Annotated in this window: 15 protein-coding genes; 12 read left to right on the forward strand and 3 right to left on the reverse strand. The window is 52.4% G+C overall.

Translation table 11 applies throughout. The features are described 5' to 3' along the window. Positions 1 to 31 precede the first annotated feature (31 nt). From DFER_RS24150 to DFER_RS24165, 4 genes are all read left to right on the forward strand, one after another. Entirely contained in the window at positions 32 to 2,488 is a 2,457-nt protein-coding gene (locus DFER_RS24150; protein ID WP_015814289.1) for an ABC transporter permease, read from the forward strand. Between the two features lie 54 nt (positions 2,489 to 2,542). Next, entirely contained in the window at positions 2,543 to 4,957 is a 2,415-nt protein-coding gene (locus tag DFER_RS24155) for an ABC transporter permease (RefSeq protein WP_015814290.1), read from the forward strand. A gap of 42 nt (positions 4,958 to 4,999) precedes the next feature. Continuing rightward, on the forward strand, positions 5,000 to 7,408 hold the full coding sequence (locus tag DFER_RS24160; RefSeq protein ID WP_015814291.1) for an ABC transporter permease: 2,409 nt from the start codon (positions 5,000 to 5,002) through the stop codon (positions 7,406 to 7,408). A gap of 81 nt (positions 7,409 to 7,489) precedes the next feature. Then, the gene (locus DFER_RS24165) at positions 7,490 to 9,865 is read left to right on the forward strand and encodes an ABC transporter permease (protein WP_015814292.1); all 2,376 of its coding nucleotides are present in this window, start codon (positions 7,490 to 7,492) and stop codon (positions 9,863 to 9,865) included. 221 nt (positions 9,866 to 10,086) lie between these two features. Here the strand turns inward: DFER_RS24165 and DFER_RS29710 are convergent, their stop codons facing one another. Continuing rightward, positions 10,087 to 10,308 (reverse strand): DUF2281 domain-containing protein, encoded by a 222-nt coding sequence (locus tag DFER_RS29710; RefSeq protein ID WP_083769163.1) that lies wholly within the window; start codon positions 10,306 to 10,308, stop codon positions 10,087 to 10,089. A 208-nt stretch (positions 10,309 to 10,516) separates the two neighbouring features. Between DFER_RS29710 and DFER_RS24175 the strand changes: the two genes are divergently transcribed. After that, the gene (locus DFER_RS24175; RefSeq protein WP_015814294.1) at positions 10,517 to 10,888 is read left to right on the forward strand and encodes a hypothetical protein; all 372 of its coding nucleotides are present in this window, start codon (positions 10,517 to 10,519) and stop codon (positions 10,886 to 10,888) included. 36 nt (positions 10,889 to 10,924) lie between these two features. On the opposite strand, the gene DFER_RS24180 is transcribed toward DFER_RS24175, so the two are convergent. Next, complete coding sequence (locus DFER_RS24180; protein ID WP_015814295.1) at positions 10,925 to 11,419, reverse strand: hypothetical protein; 495 nt, start codon at positions 11,417 to 11,419, stop codon at positions 10,925 to 10,927. A gap of 10 nt (positions 11,420 to 11,429) precedes the next feature. Beyond that, entirely contained in the window at positions 11,430 to 11,981 is a 552-nt protein-coding gene (locus DFER_RS24185) for an RNA polymerase sigma factor (protein ID WP_015814296.1), read from the reverse strand. A 157-nt stretch (positions 11,982 to 12,138) separates the two neighbouring features. Here DFER_RS24185 and DFER_RS24190 point away from each other — a divergent pair, with 157 nt between their 5' ends. The 7 genes from DFER_RS24190 to DFER_RS24220 all read left to right on the forward strand — a co-directional run bounded on the left by DFER_RS24190 (position 12,139) and on the right by DFER_RS24220 (position 26,851). Continuing rightward, positions 12,139 to 12,480, forward strand: coding sequence for a DUF6249 domain-containing protein (locus DFER_RS24190; RefSeq protein WP_015814297.1), 342 nt, complete (start codon positions 12,139 to 12,141; stop codon positions 12,478 to 12,480). A 245-nt stretch (positions 12,481 to 12,725) separates the two neighbouring features. Then, positions 12,726 to 15,170, forward strand: coding sequence for an outer membrane beta-barrel family protein (locus DFER_RS24195; RefSeq protein ID WP_229206100.1), 2,445 nt, complete (start codon positions 12,726 to 12,728; stop codon positions 15,168 to 15,170). A gap of 131 nt (positions 15,171 to 15,301) precedes the next feature. Further along, positions 15,302 to 17,683 (forward strand): ABC transporter permease, encoded by a 2,382-nt coding sequence (locus DFER_RS24200; RefSeq protein ID WP_015814299.1) that lies wholly within the window; start codon positions 15,302 to 15,304, stop codon positions 17,681 to 17,683. A 29-nt stretch (positions 17,684 to 17,712) separates the two neighbouring features. After that, positions 17,713 to 20,142: an FtsX-like permease family protein gene (locus DFER_RS24205; protein ID WP_015814300.1), complete on the forward strand. Its 2,430-nt coding sequence runs from the start codon at positions 17,713 to 17,715 to the stop codon at positions 20,140 to 20,142. After that, the gene (locus tag DFER_RS24210; RefSeq protein ID WP_015814301.1) at positions 20,139 to 22,517 is read left to right on the forward strand and encodes an ABC transporter permease; all 2,379 of its coding nucleotides are present in this window, start codon (positions 20,139 to 20,141) and stop codon (positions 22,515 to 22,517) included. The genes DFER_RS24205 and DFER_RS24210 overlap by 4 nt, the downstream gene beginning before the upstream one ends. A gap of 251 nt (positions 22,518 to 22,768) precedes the next feature. Beyond that, complete coding sequence (locus DFER_RS24215) at positions 22,769 to 24,250, forward strand: capsule assembly Wzi family protein (protein ID WP_229206101.1); 1,482 nt, start codon at positions 22,769 to 22,771, stop codon at positions 24,248 to 24,250. A gap of 204 nt (positions 24,251 to 24,454) precedes the next feature. Beyond that, complete coding sequence (locus DFER_RS24220; protein ID WP_015814303.1) at positions 24,455 to 26,851, forward strand: ABC transporter permease; 2,397 nt, start codon at positions 24,455 to 24,457, stop codon at positions 26,849 to 26,851. The last annotated feature ends 28 nt before the right edge of the window (positions 26,852 to 26,879 follow it).

Genomic DNA, 26,879 nt, shown 5'->3' on the forward strand with positions numbered 1-26,879 from the left:
AAGTCGAGGAATGCAATCCCTAACGTTAGCCATGATTAGAAACTATCTTAAAATTGCTTGGAGGAATGTCTTGAAGAACAAGATGTTTTCCGTTATCAATGTCTTCGGCCTCTCGGTCGGGATGACTTGTTGCATGCTCCTGCTGCTGTATATTTTGAGCGAGGTTTCGTTCGATAAGCACCAGGAGCATGTGAACGAGCTGTACCTGGTCCGGTCGGAAAATGTGCAGCCGAACGGCGAAAAAATGGACAACCCCCGCGCGCCGGCGCCTTACGCGCATGCATTGAAAGCCGAATATCCGGAAATCGTGCAGGTGACGCGCGCGTGGCAGAATTTCCTGGAAGATAAGGCGCTGCTCACCGTGGAGCGGCCCGGCAATGCGCCGCTCTCTTTTTATGAAACCAAAGGCACACACGTCGATTCGACGTTTTTTGACGTTTTTACCTACCAATTCCTGGAAGGACACCCTACCGCGGCGCTTAACGATCCGCATTCGATCGTGCTGTCCGATGTGCTGGCTAAAAAGCTGTTCGGCGATCAGCCGGCATTGAACCGGACAATCCGCGTCGGCGGGAAAACCGGGCATAACCAGAACTTCAAAGTCACCGGCGTGGTCCGCGACGAGAGTGCCCGGTCGCACATCGACGCCCGCTATTTTGTGACATTCCAGGTCGGCTGGATCGGCGATTACCTGCGCCAGCCCGAGCATGATTTCACCAGCAACAACATGTTTTATCATTACCTGCGCCTCAGGCCAGGTACCGATCCCGCTTCATTCGAGGCGAAACTGCCGGCATTCATCGAAAAATATGCCCGGAAAGACCTTAAAATCGCCGGATATGATAAAAAGCTGGTATTGCTCCCCGTCCGCGACATCCACCTTTTCAGCCAGATCGACCGCATCCTGTCCGCAACCACGAGCGCTACTTACCTGTACGTCCTCGCCAGCATTGCAGTATTTACGTTGCTGATCGCCTGCATCAATTTCATGAACCTCGCTACTGCCCGCTCCGCCAAACGCGCGGCCGAAGTAGGCATGCGTAAGGTCATGGGCGCCAACAAAAGCAGCCTCATCGGTCAGTTTTTGGGTGAGTCACTGGTGCTTACGTTTCTCGGACTGCTGATTGCCGTGGCGGCGGTGGCCTTGCTGCTGCCTTTTTTCAATCAGCTGGCCGACAAGACGCTTACCGTGGACGATCTGCTGCAAGCGCACATTTTGGGCGGATTCGTGCTTTTGGCATTGCTCACGGGCTTGCTGGCAGGAAGTTACCCCGCGTTTTATTTGTCGGTTTTCAACCCGCTGGACGTGATCAAGGGCCGGTTTGTCAACTCGGTATCTGCCACGGCATTGCGGCGCGGGCTGGTAGTATTCCAATTTGTGATTTCGATCGGCCTCGTCGTCGCCACGATCGTGATCCAGGGGCAGATCCGGTTTATGAAAGAACAGCCGCTGGGCTTCAACAAGGAACAGCAGATCGTGATCCCGTTCCGCAGCGCGGAGTCGAGAAAGGCTTACACAGCGCTTAAAAACGAACTTTTGCAGGATTCCCGCATTACTGCGGCCTCCGGCACCGCATATTATCCGGGTATCCTCAATCCGAGCGATATGTCGGTGTACTTGCCCGGGCAGACGGTGAATGAAGACAATGTAGTGAAAACCAACTGGGTAGCGCCGGATTTTATGTCGGCAATGGGCTTCCAGCTGGCGGCCGGACGCATGTTCTCGAACGAGTTTCCCGGCGATACCAATTATAAAATGGTTGTCAATGAAGCCACTTTGCGGAAGTTTGGCGTTCCGCTGGAAAAGGCCGTGGGGCAGCGCTTGTTGTTCAACAATGGCGGCGACACACCCGGCAGCGTCGAGGTGGTGGGCGTGGTGAAGGATTTCCATTTCCAGGATTTGCACAAGGCCATCGAACCTTACGCATTCTTCCTCAATTTGAAACCTGAACACAACTACCTGATCGCCCACATCGAAGGAAAGAATGCGGCGGCCACGTTGCCTTTTATTGAAGGTAAATGGAAGTCGCTTGTGCCCGACGAGCCTTTTGCCTACACTTTCCTGGATGAGGATTTCGAGAAGAACTACGCTGCCGATGCCCGCACTTCCAGGCTTGTGAATGCATTTACAATCATTTCCATCCTGATTTCCTGCCTCGGACTGTTCGGTCTGGCCGCATTTGCTGCCCAGCAGCGGATCAAGGAAATAGGTGTGCGAAAAGTACTTGGCGCGTCGGTGACCAGTATCGTAGGATTGCTATCGGGCGATTTTGTGAAGCTCGTAGTCATTTCCATCGTGATAGCCACGCCGCTGACGTGGTACCTCATGAACCGCTGGCTGGATGATTTCGCCTACAAAATCACCCTGCAATGGTGGATGTTTGCCGGCGCCGGTGCATTGGCCGTCGTTATCGCATTGCTGACGGTGAGCACACAGGCTGTGAAAGCCGCCGTCACGAATCCTGTAAAGTCATTGAAATCGGAATGATGAATCGGGAGGAAAGGGAGGAAGTCCTCCATCCTCCCATAAAAAAGCTTTCATATGTTCAAAAACTATTTCAAAATCGCGCTGCGGAACCTTTGGAAAAGCAAGGGTTATGCATTTATCAATGTCGTGGGCCTGGCCGTGGCGTTTTGTGTGAGCGTTTTCCTATTTCTCACGGCCTACTTTGCGCTTTCTTACGACAACTTTCATGCCGACAAGGACAGGATTTACGAGCCGTATTTTTTCGCCAACGATCCCGAACGGGTGAACCGCACGGCCTCGATGCCGTTCCCGATCACCCCGGCATTAAAGGCCGAATATCCTGAGATTGAAGCCGTCGCACGGGTAGTCAACGGATCGGACGTGGTGGAGTACAAGGGCAAGTATCTGGATAAGAATATCAAGTTCACCGAGCCCGATTTCTTCAAAATCTTCTCGTTTCCATTTCTTCAGGGCAATGCGCAAACGGCTTTCCAGGACCTGAGCAGCATTATCATCACTGAAAACATGGCGAAAGCGGTTTTCGGAGCGGAAGACCCGATGGGCAAAAGCGTGCAGATAGGGTTGGAGGGGAGTAAAAAGAGCTACGTCGTCACGGGCGTGCTGGCGGATTTTCCTGCCAACTCGTCCCTGCAATTCGATGCATTTTTGCGCAGCGAGAATGCAGGCGGCTACCAGCAGCAAAAGGACCAGTGGGACGCATTTTCGCATAATATATTCCTGAAATTGAAACCCGGTGTGGATAAGCTGGCATTTGAACGAAAGCTGAAACCTTTCACCGCCAAATATTTTGCCGAAACGGTCACGAAGCTTAAAAAGAAAGGTGCAAAGCCCGACGAAAGAGGCGATTTGTATGCATTGCGCCTGCAAAAACTGGAAGATGTTCATTTTAACCGTGAAATATCCGGCGGTAAGGAAGGCTCACTGATTTATGCGCTGATGGGCATCGGGCTGTTTATTTTGCTTATCGCTTGTATCAATTTTATCAACCTGAATGTAGCGCGGTCGTTCATCCGTGCGCGTGAGGTGGGCGTGCGCAAGTCGCTGGGTGCATTGAAACAGCAGCTTTTCTTCCAGATCTGGGGCGAAGCGGGCGTGGTGTGTTTTCTGGGTTTCCTTGCCGGTGTGATACTGGCCGTCCTGCTTGTGCCGTCGTTCAACGCAACATTCCGGTCCAAGCTGACGCTGGATTACATTTTCGAACCCGACAAAATCGCATTGCTCGTTGGCCTGTTCCTTTTTGTGACCCTCATCGCCGGCGGTTATCCTGCCCTGCAAATGTCGCGGTTCAATGCGGTGCAAGTTTTGAAAGGCAAAGTATCGCTCAAAAAGCCTGGGATTCTCAGGAATTCGCTGATTGTGGCACAGTTTGCGCTTTCGAGCCTGCTTATCTGCTGCACGATCATCGCCATGCAGCAGGTGGATCACCTGCGTAGCCAGCCGCTTGGTTTTCAGAAAGAAGAGGTGATCAGCATTCCGGTCGGCAACAAGGTCGACGGGCAAACTGCGCTGCGCCGGATGAGAAACCGCCTTGCCGGCGATCCGAATGTGGTAAGTGTTACAGGCTCAGGCGTGAACCTCGGTATGGGCCTCGACAGAAGCAGTTCCCGCAGTTCTATTGGTTTTACATTTAAAGAACGTGAGATTGAAACCGACTGGCTGCATATTAGTTATGATTATCTCAAAACATTGAATATCAAATTAATAGCCGGCCGCGAGTTCAACCCTGCATATCCAACCGACTCCATGGGCCGGGTGATCATCACCGAAAGCATGGCCAAAGCCATCGGCGAGCAGGACCCTGTCGGCAAATTCTTTCAGACAGATACCGCGGGCATCAAGCATCAGATCATCGGAGTGGTGCCGGATTTTAACCTGTATTCATCCAAAGCCGAAAAGAAACCGGTTACAATGTACCTTTCGAATAACGAAGGCATCGGCTACATCTTTGTGCGCGTGACGCCGCAGAGCCTGGCCACTTCGATGGATAAGCTGAAAGGCATTTGGAAGGAAATTACGCCGGAATCGGAGTTTATCGGGTCGTTCATCGATGAGAACACGAACAACTGGTATATGGAGGAGCAGCGGCTTTCGCAGATTTTCAGTCTGGCATCCGCGGTGGCGGTGATATTGTCCTGCCTGGGGCTGTTTGCAGTAGCGCTGATCGTCATGGAGCAGCGTACGAAGGAAATCGGTGTGCGCAAAGTGTTGGGCGCGAGCATCGGCAGCCTGGTGTTCGTACTGTCCCGGGATTTTGTAAAACTGGTGCTCATCGCCATTTTGATCTCCACGCCCGCCGCCTGGTATCTGATGCAATTGTGGCTCGATCACTATCCTTACCGCATTGAAATCAGTCCGCTGGTTTTCGTAGGAGTAGGGTTGGTGGCCGTGCTGGTAGCCATCGCCACGGTGAGTTTCCAGAGCATTAAAGCCGCATTGATGAACCCGGTGAAATCGCTGCGGAGCGAGTAGCGGACCATTTTGACATCTATTCAGAAGTAGAAACAGGAAGCCATGATCAAAAATTATCTAACGACTTCATTCAGAAACCTTCGGCGTAACTGGAATTTTACGCTGATCAACATCACCGGCCTGACCCTGAGCCTGGCCTGCTGCCTGCTGATCTTTTTTACAGTCCGGTACGAGTTGAGCTTTGACAGCCATCACCAGCATGCCGACCGCCTTTACCGGCTTCTCAATCAGAATGTTAATGATGGGGAAAAAGGGTTCTCGGCCGGCATTCCGCTTCCTGCATTGGCTGCTCTCCGCAACGACTATCCCGAGATCCGGGAGCATGTGGCCTGCACATACGGCATGCGTGAGACGCTGATTACGGTGACGGACGGAAAGGAAAAGAAGAAGTTTTCGGACCCTGGCTATAATGTGGCGTTTGTCGGTCCCGAGTATTTCACGATGTTCGATTACCGGTGGCTGAAAGGTTCGCCGTCGCAAGCGCTCAAAAACCCCGGCTCGGTGGTATTGACGGAAGGAGACGCGCTAAAATACTTTGGTAATGCCGATCCGATCGGGAAAACCATCCGGGTGAGAAACCAGATGGACTTCGTCGTGACGGGCGTCGTTGCCAACCCGCCTGCAACGACCAATTTGCCTTTTACCACCATGCTTTCGTTCGGCTCGCTGAAAGAATTCGGCGCGTTTACGAACTGGGACGATTGGATATCTTCCTACGGCGGCGGACAGATGTACATCATGCTGCCCGAGCATGTGAGCGAGGCGCAGTTTGAAAAGCAATTACTCGCATTCAACAAAAAATACCGCGATCCCAAGGATGCCGAAACGCTGCGGTTCGTTTTGCAGCCGTTGAAAGACATTCATTTTGCCACCAAAATGGGCAACTACGCGAACCGCTCGATCAGCAAGGGAATGATCTGGACCATGTCGCTGGTCGGGATATTTATCCTTGTTATCGCCTGCGTGAACTTTGTAAACCTCGCCACCGCACAGGCGCTACGCCGCTCGCGCGAGGTGGGCGTGAGGAAGGTACTGGGAAGCACGAGAGGGCAGTTACTGCGCCAATATTTCTCCGAAACGGGCATTATCACCACCTTCTCGGTGATCGTAGCACTCATTGCCGCGCAGTTATTACTTCCCTACATCAGCAATACGCTCAACATCAATGCGGACAATGTGGTGTTCTTCAAAGACCCGTGGATATTGCTGTGCTGCATCGCATTAACGCTTGTTACGACTTTCCTGGCGGGTTTTTACCCGGCGCTGGTGGTATCGGGTTACCAGCCGATACTCGCATTGAAAGGTAAAATGACCAAGAATGGGAGCAGCCAGACTAATCTGCGGAGGGGGCTGATCGTACTGCAATTCTCGATTTCCCAAGTGATTCTGATCGGCACGCTTATCGCTTACAGCCAGATGAAGTATTTCAGATCCATGGACCTGGGTTTTGAAAAAGACGAGATCGTGACCATCGCGATCCCGGATGAAAAGCAGCTGGAAACACTGAGCCAGAAGGTAACGGCCATTCCCGGAGTTAAATCCATCACGTACAGTGCATTCACGCCGATGTCGCGAAGCAATTGGCAAACCGGGTTCAAATACGAAAATGATCCCGAATTCCTGGAATTTGATATCGTAATGCGCCCTGCGGACACGTCGTACTTCCACACATTCGGACTGAAAATGGCTGCGGGAAGGATGTACCTTCCGTCGGATACGGCGCGGGAATATGTCGTGAACGAGGCATTTGCCCGCAAACTCGGTTTTAAAGACCCCGAGGGCATCATCGGCAAGCGGCTGACGATCGGCGGCAGCGACTTCAAGTTGCCGATCGTGGGCGTTGTGAAAAATTTCAATACTTACACATTACACCAGGAAATCATTCCCTGCGTAATGGCTTCGATGCGAAACAATTACCGCCTGCTGAACGTGAAACTGGATCGGCACGCGGGGCTCGACCAGGTCCACCGCATCGAAAAAGCCTGGACGGAATCATTTCCGGATTATCTGTTCAAATACACTTTCTACGACCAGACGCTCGACAGCTTTTACGAAAAAGAAGCCAAGCTCTTTTCGCTCTTCCAGATACTGAGCGCCATTGCAATATTCGTCGGCTGCCTGGGCCTTTATGGCGTGGTAGCGTTTATGGCCGAGTCGCGTACGAAAGAAATGGGCATTCGGAAGGCCATTGGCGCATCGGCGATGAATATTTTCGGCCTTTTCTCGGTCGATTTTATCAAGCTGGTGGTGATTGCGCTCGTCATTGCTTCACCTATCGCCTGGTATTTTATGGACCAGTGGTTGCAGGATTTTAGTTACAAAGTCAATATCAGCTGGTGGCTGTTTGTGGCTGCTGGTGTGGCGGCGGTGCTTATTGCACTGGTTACGATCAGTTTCCAAAGCATCAAAGCGGCGCTTACGAATCCCGTAACGGCCCTAAGGAGTGAATAATGAGTGCATTAGGATGCAACTTGGAAGTACGATTTTACATCTTTCGGCAAATGCATTTCTAAACTCAATTTCAACCTGGCCATGATCAAGAATTACCTCGTAATCGCGCTCCGCAACCTTCTTAAAAACAAAGTTTATTCCCTGATCAACATCGTAGGACTGGCAGTGGGCATTGCCGTCACGATGCTGATCGGGCTGTGGGTTTGGGATGAACTCTCTTACAACAAGTACCACAAAAACTACGACCGCGTCGTGCAGGCGTGGATCAGCCAGACTTTCAACGGGCAAACGGGCACGGGTACCGCGGTTTCGATTCCGTCCGTAACCGAAATGGCCACAAAATACCCGGCCGATTTCAGGCATACCGCGCTGGCTTCGTGGAATTTTGGGCATTTGCTCACCAATGGCGATAAGAAGATCAACAAAACCGGGATGTGGGCGCAGCCGTCGTTCCCGGAAATGCTGGGCCTGAAAATGATCCGCGGCGATTATGATGCATTGAAAAACCCGGGTTCGGTGGTGATCTGCGAGTCGCTGGCCAAGGCACTTTTCGGTGACGCCGACCCGCTGAACAAGGCACTTAAACTGGATATCAAGAAGGACGTCAAGGTGACGGGCGTTTATGAGGATATTCCCTTTAATTCAAGTTTTAACGAACTGTACCTCATCTTGCCGTGGAGCGATTACCTGCAATCCGAAGGTTGGGTGAAAAATGCACAGACCCAATGGGGTAACCACTCGTTCCAATGGTTTGCACAGGTGGCCGACCATGCCGATATCGCGACGGTTTCGCGAAAAATCCGCGACGTGGAAATGCCCCACGCATTCTCCAAAACCGACAAGCCGCAATACATGCTCCATCCAATGAGCCGCTGGCACCTGTATTCCGACTTTAAAGACGGCCAGAATGTCGGCGGGCGGATTCAGTTTGTGTGGCTTTTTGGGATTATCGGAGTGTTTGTGCTGCTGCTGGCCTGTATCAATTTCATGAACCTGAGCACGGCCCGTTCCGAAAAGCGCGCGAAAGAGGTCGGTATCCGCAAGTCGATCGGTTCGCTGAAAAGCCAGCTGGTATTTCAGTTTCTCAGTGAGTCCTTTCTTGTGGTCATGTTTGCGCTGCTACTGGCGATCCTGATCGTACTCATATCGCTGCCTGCATTCAACGACCTGGCCGGCAAGCATGTCCGGTTTCCATTCTTCTACTGGCAGTTTTGGCTGGGGCTGGTGGCATTTGCATTGCTTACGGGCCTGGTAGCGGGCAGCTATCCGGCTTTTTACCTGTCGTCGTTCAATCCGCTGTCGGTGCTGAAAGGGACATTCCGGGTAGGCAAGTATTCGGCCGTTCCGCGCAAGGTGATGGTGGTCATGCAGTTCACAGTTTCCATCACGCTGATCATCGGGACGATCATCGTTTTCCAGCAAATCCAGCATGCCAAGGACCGGCCGGTGGGTTACGACCGGCAGGGACTTTTGCAAATCAATATTTCGCCTAATATGTGGGGCAAATATTATCCGCTGCGTGACGAACTGCTCAAAACAGGGGCTGTTTTTGAAATGAGCGAATCGTCGAGCCCTACTACCGGCATTTATTCGAACCAGATCGGCTTTGAATGGGAGGGCATGGAGCCCGGCTCGGTGCCGCTGTTCGGGACCATCGCCTGTACGCACGATTTCGGCAAGACCATCGGCTGGAAAATCATAGAAGGCCGCGACTTTTCCCGCGATTATTCAACGGACACTTCTGCCTTCGTGCTGAACGAATCGGCCGTGAGGCTGACCGGAATTAAAAGCATCATCGGTAAAACGATCCGATACAACGGCAAACCGATGCATGTAGTGGGGGTGATCAAGGACATGGTGATGCAATCGCCCTACGAGCCGGCGGTGCCGACGATTTTTATGGTCAATTATGAATGGGCCAACCTGATCAACGTCAAACTTACACCCGGCACGCCGGTGGACAAGGCACTGAAAAAAGTGGAAGCCGTTTTCCGCAAACACGATCCCGACTCTCCGTTCGAATTCAAATTTGCCGATGAGGAATACGATGCGAAATTCAGGGCCGAAGAGCGGATCGGGAAGCTGGCGCGGGTGTTTGCGGTGCTGGCGGTGTTCATTTCGTGCCTTGGATTGTTTGGCCTGGCAGCCTACACGGCGGAGCAGCGCACGAAGGAAATCGGCATCCGCAAGACCCTGGGCGCGAGCGTAGCCCAAATGTGGGCGATGCTGTCCAAAGAATTTATTTACCTCGTCATTATATCCTGTGTTATCGCTTCGCCGATCGCCCTTTACTTCCTGAACGACTGGCTCAAAAAATACCAGTACCACATCGAGCTGAGCTGGGTAGTGTTCGTCGTGGCAGCATTCCTTGCGGTAGCGATCACCCTGCTAACCGTCAGCTTCCAGGCGATCAAAGCCGCATTAACCAACCCGGTAAAGTCGTTGCGGAGTGAGTAGCGTATTCCGTTTACCAGATGATTTGTGCCGCGGGGTATAAAGGGAATTTGGGATCGTTCGAAATGATGCTAAGGCTATCTTTTAATGCAGTAGCAATTATCAGGCGGTCAAATGGATCGCGATGATCTTCGAAGAAAGGCAGTGCCTGATATGCGGTTAGCTGGGGTGGTGAGAGGTGTATCGTTTTAATTTGGTTTTCAATAGCTTTTTCAAAAATGGACTCAATCGGATCGGGAAGCACCAGTTTCCAAATCGTCCAACGGTTCATCGAAATCATCAGACATCCATACTTTTCCTGACAGTACGCCTGCTTTGCGCTTTTGAAGGGTTTTGGGCTTCTCGTCCGGAAACGTGACAGTTACTTCCGTACGCGAATGGACCGGTGGGCTGCCGGAGATCGTTACTTTGCCATTTTCATAAATCCCTTTGATTGTCGTCAACATAGCTTTCAGTTTTGACCTTACTCAAATTTAAAAACAATAAGTTCATTTAACAATTCCAACCAGCCTGCGGTAAAGCCATTTCGTCGATCGAAATGGGGTGGCCGTCTACTGGCAGTGACATTTCGCAGATTGTGTTTCCTGTGCGTTAAACTTGAAGGGGAAAAGTGCCTCTAAAAGACCTAAACAAACAATTTAAACACTGGAAACCATGAAAAAGCTCATTTTCGCCATCGCCGCAATCGTAACTTCCTCAGCCGGAAATACCTTCGCTCAGCGATATAACAGACCCAACCCCGCGGTGATCGACGCCCGTGCCGACAATGCCTACGAGGAGTTCAAGATCAATAAGCTGGATGAGATCGTGAAGCTGTCGCGCAAGCAGGAGAACCAGATCAAAAAGATCGAAAATAAATACGATCGTCTGACCGGCAGAAACAAGCGGTACCAAACCTACCAGGGAATGAAGAGACTGGAAGAAGACAAGCAAAGAGAAATCCTGTCCGTGCTGACGCCCGTACAACGCCAACGTTTGTTTGCTTACCAGCAGCGTTTCGAGCACCGTTATAATCGCAGAGGATAAGCAATAAAGAAATAGCCATGAACGCACGGCCGGGTCTTACGATCCGGCCGTTTTATTGACGGGCATCCGGTTGTTCCGAAGGAAATAATCGAGCAGCAGGAGGGAAGAAAGGGCGATGATCGTGGCCGTAACGGGCTGCGGGATTTCGCGGACCGTGCCCGCTAAAATGTCATTGGAAACCAAGAGGGCATTTATCCGGCCTGCCAGAACAGATTGCTCATTGCCAGGAACCAACAGGCATGCCACCAGCAGAACGGCCCAGCCAGCGGCGATCCAATACCAGGCTTGCCGCGAAATGACCGGCCGTGGTGCGGCAGGCGCGGGCACAGGCGCAATTTGCGCCATAATATGCTTGGTGAATGCTGCCGATGGCGCCTCCACGGCGCTGTTACGCACCAATGCACGCAGCGCGGCATCCTCCTCCACGCGCCGCATTACCGCGCCGGTGAAGTCGGCGGCTGGCTTGTCGGCACCGGCTTCGCGGAGGAGTTGCTTGAATTTCGGTTCGTTGGGTTCTTCGATCTGTTCCATTGTGCCTGCATTATAACAAAAAATGCAATTCTTTACCCAGCATCTTCCTCGCCCTGAACAGCTTCACTTTCACATTGCTGTTCGAAAGGCCGGTGATTTGTTCGATTTCCTCGATCGGGCTGTCATTGAGATAATATAATGTGACGATCAGCGCTTCCAGTTTGGGCAGTCGGTTGATCGCATCCTTCACAAACTGCTCTCGTTCACGTGTTTGCAGCGCTTCCAGCGGCGGCGGGCTGTATTGGTAATCGTAGTTTTGTTCCAGTTCTTCATCAATGTGCTGCAATGCCAGTTGCCGCGCCTGTAATTTGGAAACCGCCGTTCGGTAAACAATCGTGTAGAGCCATGTGGAGAATTTCGACTTGCCCTCAAAGCTGCCGATCTGCATGTAGGCCTTCACGAAACTTTCCTGCGCCGCATCCTCGGCGTCCTGCGTATTGGGCAGGATTTTCTTCGCCACGGTGAATGCCATGTTCTTATACTTGTCGACCAAGTAGGTATACGAAGCCAGGTTTCCCTGCTTTACCTGCTCAATATGAATCCGGTCGTCCTGGTTTTTCATGCATGCTGTGGCTACTTTCAGTTAGACAGCCCGGCGGGTAAGCCGGTTACAAGCGTGGCCGTTTATTTTTTTGAAAAAAAATCTGACCTGGACTGTAACCAGGAAAGCGGCGCGGCTGTCCAATGGGTAACATTCGAAATTTAACCATCTTTGAGCCATGAGCGGTGTTCTTATTTCAGTTGCGGCATTTCTGAGCATATTCGGGATCGTTTACGTTTTCCTGATGACGCGCCACCGCGAACGTATAGCCCTGATCGAGAAAGGTGCCGACGCTTCCATTTTTACGGATAAAAACCAGGCATATTATCCTACACTCAAATTCGGAATGCTGTTTGTGGGCATCGCCCTCGGCATTCTCACCGGTAACTGGCTCGATAAAATGTATGATTTCAGCAAAGGGGTAGCTTACCTCGCCATGGTTTTTTTGTTCGGCGGCCTTAGTCTTATCCTGAATTTCCTGATTGAAAGGTATTTGAATAAACCTGCGAATCGGGAGTAGCCAGCTACTGCCCGCCGATCAGCCTTGATATTGTGCCATTCATCACTTAATACTAAAAATCAGGCCTAGTACCTTGCATCACAAAGTACCTTCCAATACATTTGTTTCGTAAATCGATCGTAGTGAATCAGTCATTATGCTGATGCAAGGCATTGATGTACTGATGGTTGTCTAAAAGAGCCTCAAATCTCTTGCTGGAATTCCTATGCCTTTTCAAAAATCTATTAGCCATGAATTTTACCTCGATGAAAACTTTACTTCAACTACTCATGTCCATTCTGATCCCGGGGCTGATCTGCTGCCAGGATTCATTTGCCCAGGTCGCTCCCGCGGGCGGGAGTATCAAAGGCATCGTGGCCGATTCCGCTTCCGGTAAAACGCTGGATTTTATTACCATTAACCTCATGAAGGACAAAACCACCGCCGTGAAAGCCGATTTTTCCAAGGGCGACGGTTCTTTTGTTTTCGCGAACCTGAAACCGATGAAGTACATGGTGGTGCTCGTGGGCGTGGGATACAAAAGCAGGTCCATCGACGTCGATCTTGCAGACAGCACCCGCCGGCATGTCGATTTGGGCCAGGTTACCATCAGTCCGCAGGCCGTAGGGCTTAAAGAAGTGACGGTTACCGCATTGAAACCCATTGTAAAGCAGGAGGTCGACCGCATTAGTTACGACCTCGAAGCCGATCCCGAAAGCAAAGTGTACAGCGTGCTGGATATGATGCGGAAAGTGCCTTACCTGTCGCTCGATGCCGAGGATAACATTTTCCTGAAAGGCAATGCAGATTTCAGGATATTGATCAACGGGAAGCCGTCGAGTATGGTCGAGCGGAGCTACAAGGACGTGCTGCGGAGTATGCCGGCATCGTCTATCGTGCGGATCGAAGTGATTACTACGCCGCCGGCAAAATACGATGCGGAAGGGCTAGCAGGAATTATCAACATTATTACCAACAAAAAAATCGACAACGGGTATAATGGTACCCTCAACGTCAGTGAACGGTTCCCGACAGGCGGGCCGGGAGTCGGTGGTTCGCTCTCGGCCCAGCTCGGGAAGGTGGGAATGTCGGTAAATGCCGGTTTGAGCCAGTATATCAACCCTTCCACACAATCGATTACCAACCGGGTCACGACGGGCATTGACCCAACGGAGCTCAACCAGCGCGGGTGGAACAAGGTGAATAACAAAAACGGCTACATTGGCTATGAGATTACCTATGAGGTTGATACGCTCAACTTGCTGAGCGCGCAATTGAACGTCAATGGCGGCCGGAACCGGGAGAATGGCTACCAATCGTCGCTCCTGAACGGCGGCGACGAAATCCTGGAACGTTATAATGTCACCAATGCCAGTTCCGACCGCGGCACAGGCCGGGATGCGGCCGTGAATTATCAAAAGGGTTTCAAAGCGGATAAGAACCGGTTGCTCACCTTTTCTTACCGCTATTACGGCTACGACAACAAGCAAAAAGGCAACCTCAACATTTCGGACCGCATTAATTACGAGCGCCCGGATTACCGGCAGATCAACGACCAGAGCTTTTCGGAGCAGACATTCCAGGTGGACCTCGTGTACCCGGTCAAAAAGCTCAGTATCGAAGCCGGTATCAAAGGCATTGTGCGCGACAATAAGAGCGATTTTCAATACCAGGTTTTCAATGCAGAAACCAATTCCTACGACCTGGATGCGGGCATGAGCAACAAATACAACAACATGCAAAAGGTGTTCGGGGCATACAATACTTACCAGTATAACTGGAAGAACTGGGGCATTAAGGCAGGCGCACGGGTGGAGCAGACGATCATTGATGCGGACTTCATTTCAACGGATTCGAAAGTGAAGCAAAACTATTTCAACCTGATCCCCTCCGTATCGGTTAACCGGAAGCTTAAAAACAATGCGGGTATCAATTTAGGGTACAGCCAGCGCATTCAGCGGCCGGGCATCTGGCAGCTCAATCCGTTCGTCGACCGGTCGAACCCGAGTTTCGAACGCACGGGTAATCCGGACCTCCGGCCGGCATTCGTGAACGATCTGCAATTGAGCTTCAACAAGGCCAAAAAAGGAAATATCAACTTCGGCGTCGGCTACACCCATTTCAAAGACCTCATTTTCCAGATCGCCGTATTTGACCCCGAAACACAGATCACGCGCAGGTCTTATGGCAACACAGGCCGCGCCAGGCTCATCAGCGGTTTGCTGAATGCCAATTATCCGATCACAAAAAACTGGAATTTCAGCACCAATCTGCGCATTGCGCACGGCAAGGTAACGGGGTTGGTGAATGGCGTGGAGATCACCAATAGCGGATTGATGTACCAGTTTGCGCTCTCCACCGGCTACCGGTTGCCCAAAGACTGGCGCGTGAATGCCAACTTCAATGCAAACGGGCCGAGCGTGAACCTGCAAGGCACCTCCAATTCCATCCAGAGCACGTCGTTCAGCGTGAATAAGGATGTGGTGAAGGATAAATTGTCGGTTTCGGCTGCGGTGAGCAATCCTTTTACGAAATTCAGGAGGTTCCACAATGTAACATCAGGCCCGGATTTCGATCAGTTCAACGATCGCTGGAGCTATTTCCGGTCGTACAATTTCAGTGTGAACTACAAGTTCGGAAAGCTGAAAAATGGTATTAAAAAGAACAAAAGAGGCATTCGCAACGACGACGTGCAGAATGGCGGAAACTGACAATGGCCGAGCACGACTGTCCGATTTTGAACAGTGTTCTTAGGGTAAATGTCTGATAAATAATGGTTTGGGTTATTGGTATGAAATTGTTGCCGGAACAAGCGCATCCATAGCCAAGCGACCTGACAGCCATGTTAAAGAACTATTTCAAAATTGCCTTCCGGAACCTCTGGAAGCACAAGGTATTTTCACTGATCAACATCCTCGGACTCACCGTAGGGATGTCGGCCTGCCTGCTGATTTCCATGTACGTCCATTTCGAGCTGACGTACGACGCGTTCCACAGCAAGGCCGATCGCATTTACCGCGTGGTGACGGACATTAAAACGCCTTCGGAGACGATTCATGCGGGAATCACGTCGTGGGCTTACGCGCCCGCCATGAAGCAGGACTTCCCAGAGGTCGAATCCTTTGCGCGGATCAATGGCGGGAGCTTCCTGGTCCGAAAGGGTGATATCAAATTTCAGGAAGAAGCGACGGTCTTTGCCGACTCGTCGCTTTTTCGTGTATTCGACTTCAAATTAGTCAAAGGCGATCCCGGAACGGCGTTGAAAGAGCCGCTAAGCATTGTTTTTACGGAAAAAGCGGCCAAAAAGTATTTCGGCGACAGCGATCCGATCGGCCAAACACTGCTGCTCTCGGGCGATAGGCTTCCCGCCAAAGTTACCGGTGTGATGCAGGATATGCCCGAAAATTCGCAGATCAAGGGCGATATGTTCATTTCGATGGCCACCATGACCCAGCGCTTCAACCGGGGCGTCGACGAGGAATGGGGAAATTTCGGCGCTACGTCCTATGTGCTGCTGAAACCCGGGACAAACAGCAAAGCATTTGAAAAGAAGCTGCCTGCATTTATGGAGCGCCGCGCGGGCAAGCTCATGCAAGAGGCCAAAATGCGCTACACGCTTTTCCTCGAACCGCTGCGCGACGTGCATTTGCATTCGACCCGCGACGTGGCTGAAAAAGGAAGCATGAACAACGTGTATGTGTTTTCCGTCGTGGCGGTCTTCATTCTGCTGATCGCCTGCATCAACTTCGTTAACCTCACCACCGCACGGTCGGCCGAACGGGCGCGCGAGGTAGGGATACGGAAGGTCGTAGGCGCCGCCAGGTCTTTGCTGGCGCGGCAGTTTGTGAGCGAATCGGTGATGCTGTGCCTCATTGCCTTCCTGTTTTCGGTAATGCTTTCGGCCGCGCTTGTGCCGCTTTTCAATAATCTGGCGGGAAAGGTGGTCGTTACCGGCCTTTTTGCCGATCCGTCGTTCCTGGTCTATATGTTTTTGGCGGCGATCGTGATCGGTGTGCTGGCGGGCATTTATCCGGCTTTGGTACTGTCGTCGTTTGAGCCGGTCACAGTGCTGAAAGGCCGTTTTACGACAAGTGTGAAGGGTATTTTATTAAGAAAAGGCTTGGTAACGGTCCAGTTTGCCATTTCCATTGCCCTGATCATCGCCACGATGGTCGTTTTCATCCAAATGCGCTACATGCGCAACCGCGATCTGGGTTTCAGCAAGGATCAGATGCTGGTCATCAATACGGAGGGCGACCCGAAACGGGCGGCTTTCAAGGAATCGCTGGTGGGTCTCGCGGGCGTGAAATCCTCGGCTGCGTCGTCCAGCGTTCCGGGAAGCTTTAATCCAGGCGCTTACTCCGAAATCGAGAACAAAAGCGGTGATTTGCAGGTCGCAAACCTGGATCTGTATTTCGTCGATTTCGACTACATTCACCAATTTGGGCTCAAAATGGCTGCCGGGAGGGCATTTTCCAAAGATTTTGGGACGGATACCACGCAGGCTATGGTCGTGAACGAAGCCGCATCCAGGCTGCTGGGTTACGCCAGGCCGGAAGAGGCGCTGGGCCGCCGGTTCAGGCAATGGGGGCGCGAGGGGACGATCATTGGTGTGGTGAAAGACTTCCATTTCAGGTCGTTGCAGGAAAATATCAAACCACTCACGATGCGGATCGAGCCGCGTAACTCCGACCTCGTATCCGTAAAGATCGAGGGCGGACGGCTGAAAGAAACCGTGGCGGCCATCGAAGAGAAATGGAAGGGACTGATGCCCGACCGGCCATTCAGCTACTATTTCATGGACGAATTTTTCGACCGGCAGTACCGCAGCGAGGAGCGCTTTGAAAAGCTCTTCCTCAACTTCGCCATCCTGGCCATATTCATTTCCTGCCTCGGATTGCTGGGCCTGGCATCGTACAGTACCATGCAGCGCACGAAGGAAATCGGCGTGCGGAAAGTAATGGGTGCGTCCGTTGCCAGCATCGTGGCCCTGCTTTCACGGGATTTTCTCAAGCTGGTCCTTATCGCATTTGTGGTCGCCTCGCCGGTTGCTTACTTCGGGATGGAGCGTTGGTTGCAGAATTTCGCCTATCGCACAGACATTTATTGGTGGGTTTTCGCCCTGGCGGCGGTGTTGTCCACGGCCATTGCATTTGGGACTGTAAGCTTCCAGAGCATCAAAGCGGCCATAATGAACCCGGTGAAAAGCCTTCGAAGCGAATAGAACTCAGTCTCTCCTAAACTCTTGGTGCCATGTTGAGAAACTACCTGAAAATCATTTTCCGTAACCTCTGGAAAAACAAGGGATACGCCGCGATCAACATCGGCGGGCTGGCGATCGGCATGGGCGTGGCCATGCTGATCGGCCTGTGGATTTACGACGAGCTCTCTTTTAACCGCTATTTCAACAACTATGAACGGATTGGCCAGATCCATCAAAATCAGACCCGGAATGGAGAAAAGAAGACAGTGCCTTCATTGCCTGTCCCATTTGTCGGGGAGTTGAAAACACATTATGCGGGTTATTTCAAACACATCGTCGCCTCCACGCAAACGGGAGAATATATACTGACGGCGGGTGACACCAAGTTGTCGCGCAGCGGCCATTTTATCGATGCCGCCGGACCAGAACTGTTTTCCCTCCGCATGCTGCAAGGCTCGTGGTCGGCGCTGGAAGACAAGCAGGGCATTATCCTTTCGCAGTCGGCCGCCCGGGCGCTTTTCGGCGTCGCCGACCCGATGAACCAGATTGTGAAGGTGGACACCGATCTCCACCTCAAAGTCACCGGTGTTTACGAGGATTTTCCACAAAACACGAAGTTTAGCGATGTCCAGTTCATGGGCTCTTGGGACTATTTTCTCGAAAAGAACCGCTGGATGAAGGAGAAGAAATGGGATAACCACGCCATTTGGGTGTTTACGGAGCTGGCTGAGAATACCAGTTTTGAAGCAGCGAGTACGGGTATCAGGCTGTCGGAACTGAGCGTGATCCGCAGAATGGACGATATGAAGGAAGAGGCCGCCACCCGACCTGAAATGTGGGTGCATCCGATGAAAAATTGGCATTTGTATTCCGAATTCCGCAACGGCGCTGTGGGTGACGGGCCGGTGAAATACGTTTGGATGGTTGGCTTGATTGGTTTTTTTGTGCTGTTGCTGGCCTGTATCAACTTTGTAAACCTCAGCACGGCGCGGTCGGAGAAGCGTGCGCGGGAGGTGGGCGTGCGTAAGGCGATCGGTTCGTTGAGGACCCAGCTCATCGGGCAGTTTTTCAGCGAGTCGTTGCTTGTGGTGACGGTGTCTTTCCTGCTGGCGCTGGCCGGCGTGGTGCTGGCATTGCCGTGGTTCAATAATCTGGCGGCGAAGCAAATGATCGTTCCCTGGGACAATCCCTATTTCTGGATCTCCTGTGTGGGCTTTGTGCTGATCACTTCGGTGCTTGCGGGTAGCTATCCGGCTATTTATCTCACGTCTTTTCAGCCTGTAAAGGTCCTGAAAGGCGGAGGCGCTTCTCTCAGGACGCATTTCGGGCGCTTTGCCTACACGCCCCGTCAGGTTCTGGTTGTTTTGCAATTCACCATTTCGGTGACGCTCATCATTTGTACAACGATCGTCTATCGCCAGATTCAGTTCGCGAAACAGCGGTCGGTGGGTTACACACGGGAAGGATTACTGATGATACCCATGAAAACCGACGATTTTTATGGAAAAGCCGGGATTTTCCGGGCAGAACTCAAAAATACCGGCCTGGTGGAAGAAGTGGCCGAGTCGCAAAGCCCGGTAACCGGTGTCTGGTCGGCTAATGACGGTTTCAGCTGGAACGGAATGCCGGAAGGATTTACGGAAACTTTCGCAACCCTCACAGTTTCCGCCGACTATGCGCGAACCGTCGGCTGGCAATTCGTGCGCGGACGCAATTTTTCTGCCAGTTTCGCCTCCGATACTTCCGGCTTTGTGATCAATGAGTCGGCGGCGCGCCTGCTGGGCGTAGCGGATCCGGTCGGGATGGTCGTTTCCTGGAAAAGTCAATGGATGACGGACAACATCCGGAAGCAATTCACGGTGCTGGGTGTGGTGAAAGATATGGTGATGGAATCCCCGTTCGAGGCTGTGCGGCCCACCGTGTTTTTCCTTTCCGGTTCTCCCAACTGGATCAATATCAGGCTTAATGCCCATGTAAGCGCGGCCGAGGCATTACCGGCCATTGAAAACGTATTTAAAAAACTGGTGCCGGCCGCGCCGTTCGAATACAAGTTTGCCGACACGGAATACGACACCAAGTTCAGGAACGAAGAGCGGGTAGGGAAACTGGCCGGTTTTTTTGCGGCGCTGGCGATCGTCATCAGCTGCCTCGGACTGTTTGGACTGGCTTCCTTCACCGCAGAGCAGCGAACCAGGGAAATAGGCATCCGGAAAGTACTGGGCGCGTCGGTAACCGCGTTGTGGCGCATGCTTTCAAGGGATTTCGTCCTGCTGGTGGCGGTAGCGAGCGCCATCGCCGCGCCGCTGGCGTGGTATTCGATGAGCGAATGGCTGAAAAACTACCAGTACCGCACCGAAATAAGTTGGTGGATATTTGTCCTCGCGGCAGCAGGCGCACTCGTGCTCACGCTCGTGACGGTAAGTTACCAGGCGGTGAAAGCAGCCTGGCTCGATCCCATTAAAAGTCTGAAAACGGAATGATAGGCAGCTACTTAAAATTTACGCTTCGCAGCCTGTTGAAAAACAGGGTGTACACGGGAATCAACCTCGCAGGCCTGGCTGTGGGCATGGCAGGTGCAATCGTGATCTTTCAGCTGGTGAAGCACCACCTGTCCACCGACCGTTACCATCAGAATGCCGCGCGTACCTACCGGGTAGTGGTGGACCTGCACCTGGACGACGGCTCGGTGGAGCAGGAGCGCGGTTCGGCTTTTGTTTTGCACGAAACATTGAAAAAGGATTTCAGCTCAGTCGGGAATGCTGCTTACGTGGCGCGCAAAGAAGTTACGATACGCGTTGATAGCGGCGGGGCTTCGAGGAAGTTCCTGGAAAAGGACCTGGTTTTTACCAATGCTGATTACTTCAAAATATTCGACTATCAATGGATCAGCGGGAATGCCTCGGCGATGTCCGCACCGAACCAGGCGATTGTGACGGAGCGTTATGCCCGGAAATATTTCGGGAATGGCCAGGCATTGGGCAAAGTGATCCGTGCCGATAACCGCGAAAACCTCGTGATTGCAGGCATTGTAGCCGACTATCCCGCGCAAACCGATTTTCGTTATGATATTTTTGTTTCGCTCCCAACCATCCGAAAGATCGTTCCCGAGTATGGCTACGAAGACTGGGGCTGGATTGACAGCAACCGTGAAACCTACATTACACTCCGGTCGCCGGACGATAAGGCGGCATTCGAGGCACAGATGCCGGCGTTCGCGCAGAAATATTACGGTCCCGACGACCGGGTGTTCCATTACCGTTTGCAGGACCTGTCCGATGTGCATTTTAATGTCGCATATGGCGGGAAAATCAAGTATAACACCATCATTGTCCTCGCAACGGTGGGCATTTTGCTCGTTCTCATCGCGTGTTTCAACTTCATTAACCTATCCACGGCCCAGGCATTCAAGCGCAGCAAGGAAGTGGGCGTGAGAAAAGTGCTCGGCGTATCGCAGGCGCAGGTATTCTGGCTGTTTATCCAGGAAACCGCATTGCTGACTGTCGTCGCCGGAGCGGCATCCATTGGCATAGCCTGGCTTTTTGCGCCGGTACTGAGCCGGTGGCTCGGACTAGGTCTACGGGTGAATGTGCTGACAGATCCGCTATTGATGGTATTTTTTGCCGCGCTGCTGCTTTTTGTAATCGTGCTCGCGGGTATTTATCCGGCATTCGTCATTTCAAATTTCAATCCCGTAAAGGCGATCAAAGGCTTGCTGAAAGATCATAACCGCAGCTTTTTCTCCGTCAGAAAAGGGCTTGTGGTGACGCAGTTCAGCATTTCGTTTGTCCTGATCGCCGTTTCTACACTGATATTCCTGCAATCCGAATTTTTGAAAAACAAGGATTTGGGCGTCGACAAAAATCTGGTGCTGCATTTGAACCTGCCGGAAGCCGAAACAAGCAAGCTATCGGCATTGCGCAATGAGCTGGCGGCATTGCCGGAAGTAGCGGAACTGTCGTTCTTCCGCAGCGCGCCATCGGTGCAGACGAGCGGCGGCGGCACCATTAAGTTCGAAAACCGTGACTGGGAGAAATTCGTGGCACGTTCCAGGGCAGCGGATGCGCATTTTGTAAAAACCTACGGCCTGAAACTGGTCGCAGGACGGGCTCCGGCGCATTCGGACACGCTCAATGAACTGCTGATCAACCGGAAACTGGTGAAAGCACTCGGCCTGAAATCGCCCGAAGATGCATTGAACCGGCGTTTGCACGTGGGCGATGCGGGTAAAACGGGCACTATCGTGGGCGTGCTGTCGGATTTTAACAATGGCGACCTCTACACCGGCATCGAGCCGACGATCGTCTATGCCGACCAGAAGCGCTACCGCCGGGCGGGCGTCAAGCTCAGGCTTATCAGCGCGCCTACCATCCCGCGGATCGCCGCCGTTTGGCAAAAACACTTCCCTGAAAATGTTTTCGAGTATACTTTCTACGACGAAGAGATAGCGGCATTCTACCAGCGCGAGGAACTCGCGACGCGCCTGACGACCACTTTTGCATTGCTGTCGGTTTGCCTTTCATGCCTGGGATTGTTCGGGCTCGCCATTTTCGCAATTGAACAGCGCACAAAGGAAATAGGCATCCGCAAAGTGCTGGGGGCTTCGGTGGCGGGCATTACGGCCATGCTGTCGATGGACTTTCTGAAACTGGTGATCGTCGCGATTGTGGTGGCGAGCCCGGTAGCCTGGTATTTTATGGAGCGCTGGTTGCAGGACTTTGCATACCGCGTGCCGGTCCATTGGGGCATCTTCGTTTGGGCAGGCGCGCTGGCTGCAGGCATTGCCCTGGCGACCGTCAGTTTCCAAAGCATCCGCGCCGCATTGACCGACCCCGTGAAGAGTTTGAAAAATGAATAGAATCGATTAGCCATGCTGAAAAACTATCTTAAAATCGCATTTTGTAACCTTGTCAAGAGCAAGGGTTAGTCGGCTATCAATGCGGCGCTCTATTTGTGACCCTGGCCACGGTGAGTTACCAGGCGGTTCGCGCCGCATTGCTCGACCTCGTGAAAAGTTTGAAGACAGAGTAAAGTAAAAACGCACCGGTCGTAGCGATATCGCCTCGCGGTCTTTATCTTGCAGGGAAATCCTTCATAAACTGCACTCCCTTGCCGAGATCCTTTACTTTCAGTGTTGCTGCGCTTCTTGCGATTATCTCAGGGCCGGTTTTTGCCCAGAAAAGCACGCTTATGTCGCAGGTGGAGGCAAGTGCCGAAGCGGGTGCCTACTGGTCGTCCAACAACGAAACGCCGTTTTGGCTTAAAACAAACCAGTTTGGCGCGGTCCCCGACCGCACCACCTCGGGCGTGGTACAAGCGTCGGTGCGGAGAAATTATGTTTTCTACGACAGCCTCTCCGCCCGGCCAAGGAAGCTGGACTGGAGTGCCGGCGTGAGTCCGGTAGGGATTTATAACAAAGACAATCGCTTCGAATTCGTCTTGCCCGAGGCACATGCCAGTGTGCGCTTTAAGCGTGTGGAGCTGTGGGCCGGGCGCAGGCGCGAGGTAATGGGGCTGGGGGATACTACATTTTCTTCCGGTTTCTACGCCATGTCGGGCAACTCGCTGCCGGTACCCAAGGTGCAGATCGGAACGGTGGGATTCACCCCGCTGAAATTCACACGGAATTTCATAGCGGTCCATGCCGGATTTGCCCACGGCTGGTTCAATGCCGATTATATTCAGGGCGTGCGGCTGCACCAGAAGTTTCTTTACCTGCGTTTCGGGAAAAACAAAAGCAAGGTGTACGCCGGATTGAACCATAATGTACTTTGGGCCGGGCATTCGGATTACCTCAAAGAGCATCCGGAGCTTGCCGTGAACGGGGAACTGCCCTCGTCGTGGTCGATTTACCCGAATGTGGTGTTTGCTTTCACGTCCAAAAAATGGTTTGAAAAGAACGGTTACGGGGCTTTCGATAGCTATCGGGTTGGTAATCACCTGGGGAGCTATGACATTGCATTTGAAACAACAGTGGGCAAATACCGGCTGTTTGCCTATCACCAGCATCCTTTCGAAGATGTGTCGAGCATGCTTTTCAAGAACATTCCCGACGGACTTTACGGCATTAATTTGAAACTTAATGGCAAGCCAGGCCGCTTTGCCATTACGCATCTCACCCTGGAATTCCTGAGCACGAAAGATCAGTCGGGGTCGGAGTTTTATATTCCCGGGAGCAAGTACCAGGGCGCGGACAACTATTTCAACCACACGCAGTACTCGGAAGGGTGGTCGTACCAGGGCCGAACGGTGGGAACGCCGTTCATTTCGCCCGGAAAGGATATGGACCAGTCGAAGCTGAGCAACTACCGGTATTTCCCCAACAACCGGGTGAATATGTGGTACCTGGGCATTCAGGGCAAGGCGGGCAGGCTGCTGACGCTCTCGCTACGAGGCTCTTACAGCCGGAATTTCGGGACTCCGGGGGCCGACTTCGACCCGCCGAGAGGGCAGTTTTCATCGGTACTGGGCGCGCAATATTTGCTTCCCCGCGGCAGGAACCTCAGCATCATAGCGCGCGTAGCCACGGATCAGGGCGATGTGTTTACCCGGCGGACCGGCGGGTATATCGGTATCCGTAAAGACTGGTAACCCGGCCTGGCTCAATGCCTTGTCCACCGGTGAACAAGGCTGTCCGATTTCGGACAGTAGGCACTCGTTTCATCTCTTTAATGTGCTGATTATTAAACCGTTGTTTGTGCTGGCATACATTTGTTGCCGGAGGCTTATACAGTCATTGTCAGGGAATTATGTTTTCTGGCAATTGTTGTTTTTAACCCTTTCCAGCACATCGGCATGCTCAGAAATTACCTCAAAATCGCCCTCCGGAACATCTGGAAGAACAAGGCTTTTTCGGCCATTAACATCGTTGGACTTGCGGTAGGAATGGCTGCCTGCATTGTGATTATGCTGTTCGTTTCGTACGAGCGCAGCTTCGATCGGATGCATTCAAAGCATATTTTCCGGCTCAACGAAGTGCAGACGTTCGACGGCATGACTTCACAGAATGTCGCATTGAGCATGTACCCGATGGGGCCGACGTTGAAACAGGAATTTTCGGAGGTCAAAAGCTTTGTGCGGATCAACGGAACGGGGAAAATGCCGGTTTTTTACAATGGTAAGCGGGTGGAGCTGAACCAGTCGTTCCTGACCGACCCGGATTTTTTCAGCATGTTTGATTTCAAACTCGAAGAGGGTGACAGCCGTAAAGTGCTGACTGAGCCGAATTCGGTGGTACTCACGCGCACGACCGTTTCCAAACTGTTCGGCAATGAGGACGCGATAGGCCGGAATATCCACCTTTACGCCAACGACACCCTCACGCTCAAAGTGACGGGGATTATGGAGGATGTGCCGGGCAACTCGCATTTGCAGTTTGATGCGCTGGTATCGTTCAATACCATCGCCAAGCCCGATTTCATGGAAAACTGGGGAAGTAATTACCTCAATACTTACCTCGAACTGGCCGCGCAAACGGACGTGGCAGCTCTGGAAAAGAAGTTTCCGGCTTACCTCAAAAGGCACATGAAGGACGAGCACTGGAAGCATTTCAAGCTCTTCTTGCAGCCGTTAAAGGACATCCACGCCGGCTCTACGGACATTACCCATGATTACATCAACTTCCAGAAGTTCGACGTCCGGTACACCTATGTATTTTCAATCATCGCGGCGATTGTGCTCATTATCGCCTGTGTGAACTTCATGAACCTGTCCACCGCCCGCTCTGCCGCACGTGCGAAAGAGGTGGGCATTCGCAAGTCGATAGGGGCGAGGCGGGCCGAACTGGCGAGGCAATTTATCGGCGAATCGGTGCTGCTGGCATTGCTCGCGCTGGTGCTTGCGGCGGGGATCGTTTGGCTGGTGATGCCGGCAGTGGCGAATTTCAGCCGGCGGCCGCTGGATTTTTCCTTTATCGAAAATCCGTTGCTGCTGCCGGTGCTGCTTACGGGAACCGTGCTGATCGGTATTGCTTCGGGCGTTTATCCGGCATTCTTCCTCTCGGCCTATGAGCCTGTGAAGGTGCTCAAAGGTTTGGTGCGTTCGGGCAAAAGCAGTTTCAGGAATGCCCTCGTGGTTGCGCAGTTTTCAAGCGCCGTGTTCCTGATCATCGCTACGGCATTTGCCGTAAAGCAATTGAACTACATGCTGGACAAGCATCCGGGATTTGAGAAGGACCAGGTGGTCGTTATTCCGCTGGATTCGCGGTCGGATACGAAATATGAGGCATTGAAACGGGAAATGCTGCGCAGCGCATTTGTCGGAAATGTCACCGGTTCGCAGCAGCGGCTGGGTAATAACCTGCACCAAACGGCTGTCAATTTTCAGGGAACGGGCGCCAAAAGGGAGCTCACCTCGTCGCAAATCATTGTCGATCCCGACTTTTTAAGCCTTTATCAAATTAAACTGATCGCAGGTCGTGACTTTACCGATAACCCGGCCGATAACGGGAAAACCTACATCATTAACAAAGCATTGGCCAAAGAGCTGCTCCTGAAAGAGCCGACGCTCACGATGGAAACACTGATCGGCAAACGCTTCGGTTTCTACGGAATGGATTCGTTGTCGAGCATTGTGGGTGTGGTGGAGGATTTCAACTTCAACTCTTTGCACCACCAAATCGAACCTTTGTGCATTTTCAACCAGAAAGACTGGATGTACTCCGAAATGTCGGTGCGGATCAAAGGGAAGGATGCCCGGCAGGCAGTTACGGCCATGCAGGCTGCGTGGAGCAAGATCCTTCCGCAGGAGCCCTTTAGGTACTCTTTCCTGGACGAGCATTTCGCGGAAATGTACCGGGCCGATAGCCAGGTGAGCGAAATCGTAGGCATTCTGGCGGGACTTGCGGTGTTTATTTCGTGCCTCGGACTGTTTGGGCTGGCGTCGTATTCGGCCGAGCGGAGGATCAAGGAAATCGGGGTGCGAAAGGTCATGGGCGCCTCGGTAGCGGGCATTGTGGCATTGCTCTCGCGTGATTTTCTCAAACTCGTGCTCCTGGCCATTCTGATCGCCTCGCCACTCGCTTGGTTTGCCGTGCGGGCCTGGCTGAAAGATTTCGCCTATCGCATCGACATCGAGTGGTGGATGTTCCTGCTGGCGGGCGTGCTGGCCGTGCTGGTAGCATTGCTCACGGTGAGTTTCCAGAGTATCAAAGCGGCGCTCATGAACCCCGTTAATTCGCTCAGGACCGATTAGGGCTGATTGCTTCGCACCTTTTAATGCA

It is taken from the genome of Dyadobacter fermentans DSM 18053 (genome assembly GCF_000023125.1).
Lineage (GTDB): Bacteria > Bacteroidota > Bacteroidia > Cytophagales > Spirosomataceae > Dyadobacter > Dyadobacter fermentans.

Coding starts and splice junctions, on each gene's coding strand:
- DFER_RS24150 (WP_015814289.1), top strand. CDS start 32: ATGATTAGAAACTATCTTAAAATTGCTTGGAGGAATGTCTTGAAGAAC.
- DFER_RS24155 (WP_015814290.1), top strand. CDS start 2,543: ATGTTCAAAAACTATTTCAAAATCGCGCTGCGGAACCTTTGGAAAAGC.
- DFER_RS24160 (WP_015814291.1), top strand. CDS start 5,000: ATGATCAAAAATTATCTAACGACTTCATTCAGAAACCTTCGGCGTAAC.
- DFER_RS24165 (WP_015814292.1), top strand. CDS start 7,490: ATGATCAAGAATTACCTCGTAATCGCGCTCCGCAACCTTCTTAAAAAC.
- DFER_RS29710 (WP_083769163.1), bottom strand. CDS start 10,308: ATGTTGACGACAATCAAAGGGATTTATGAAAATGGCAAAGTAACGATC.
- DFER_RS24175 (WP_015814294.1), top strand. CDS start 10,517: ATGAAAAAGCTCATTTTCGCCATCGCCGCAATCGTAACTTCCTCAGCC.
- DFER_RS24180 (WP_015814295.1), bottom strand. CDS start 11,419: ATGGAACAGATCGAAGAACCCAACGAACCGAAATTCAAGCAACTCCTC.
- DFER_RS24185 (WP_015814296.1), bottom strand. CDS start 11,981: ATGAAAAACCAGGACGACCGGATTCATATTGAGCAGGTAAAGCAGGGA.
- DFER_RS24190 (WP_015814297.1), top strand. CDS start 12,139: ATGAGCGGTGTTCTTATTTCAGTTGCGGCATTTCTGAGCATATTCGGG.
- DFER_RS24195 (WP_229206100.1), top strand. CDS start 12,726: ATGAAAACTTTACTTCAACTACTCATGTCCATTCTGATCCCGGGGCTG.
- DFER_RS24200 (WP_015814299.1), top strand. CDS start 15,302: ATGTTAAAGAACTATTTCAAAATTGCCTTCCGGAACCTCTGGAAGCAC.
- DFER_RS24205 (WP_015814300.1), top strand. CDS start 17,713: ATGTTGAGAAACTACCTGAAAATCATTTTCCGTAACCTCTGGAAAAAC.
- DFER_RS24210 (WP_015814301.1), top strand. CDS start 20,139: ATGATAGGCAGCTACTTAAAATTTACGCTTCGCAGCCTGTTGAAAAAC.
- DFER_RS24220 (WP_015814303.1), top strand. CDS start 24,455: ATGCTCAGAAATTACCTCAAAATCGCCCTCCGGAACATCTGGAAGAAC.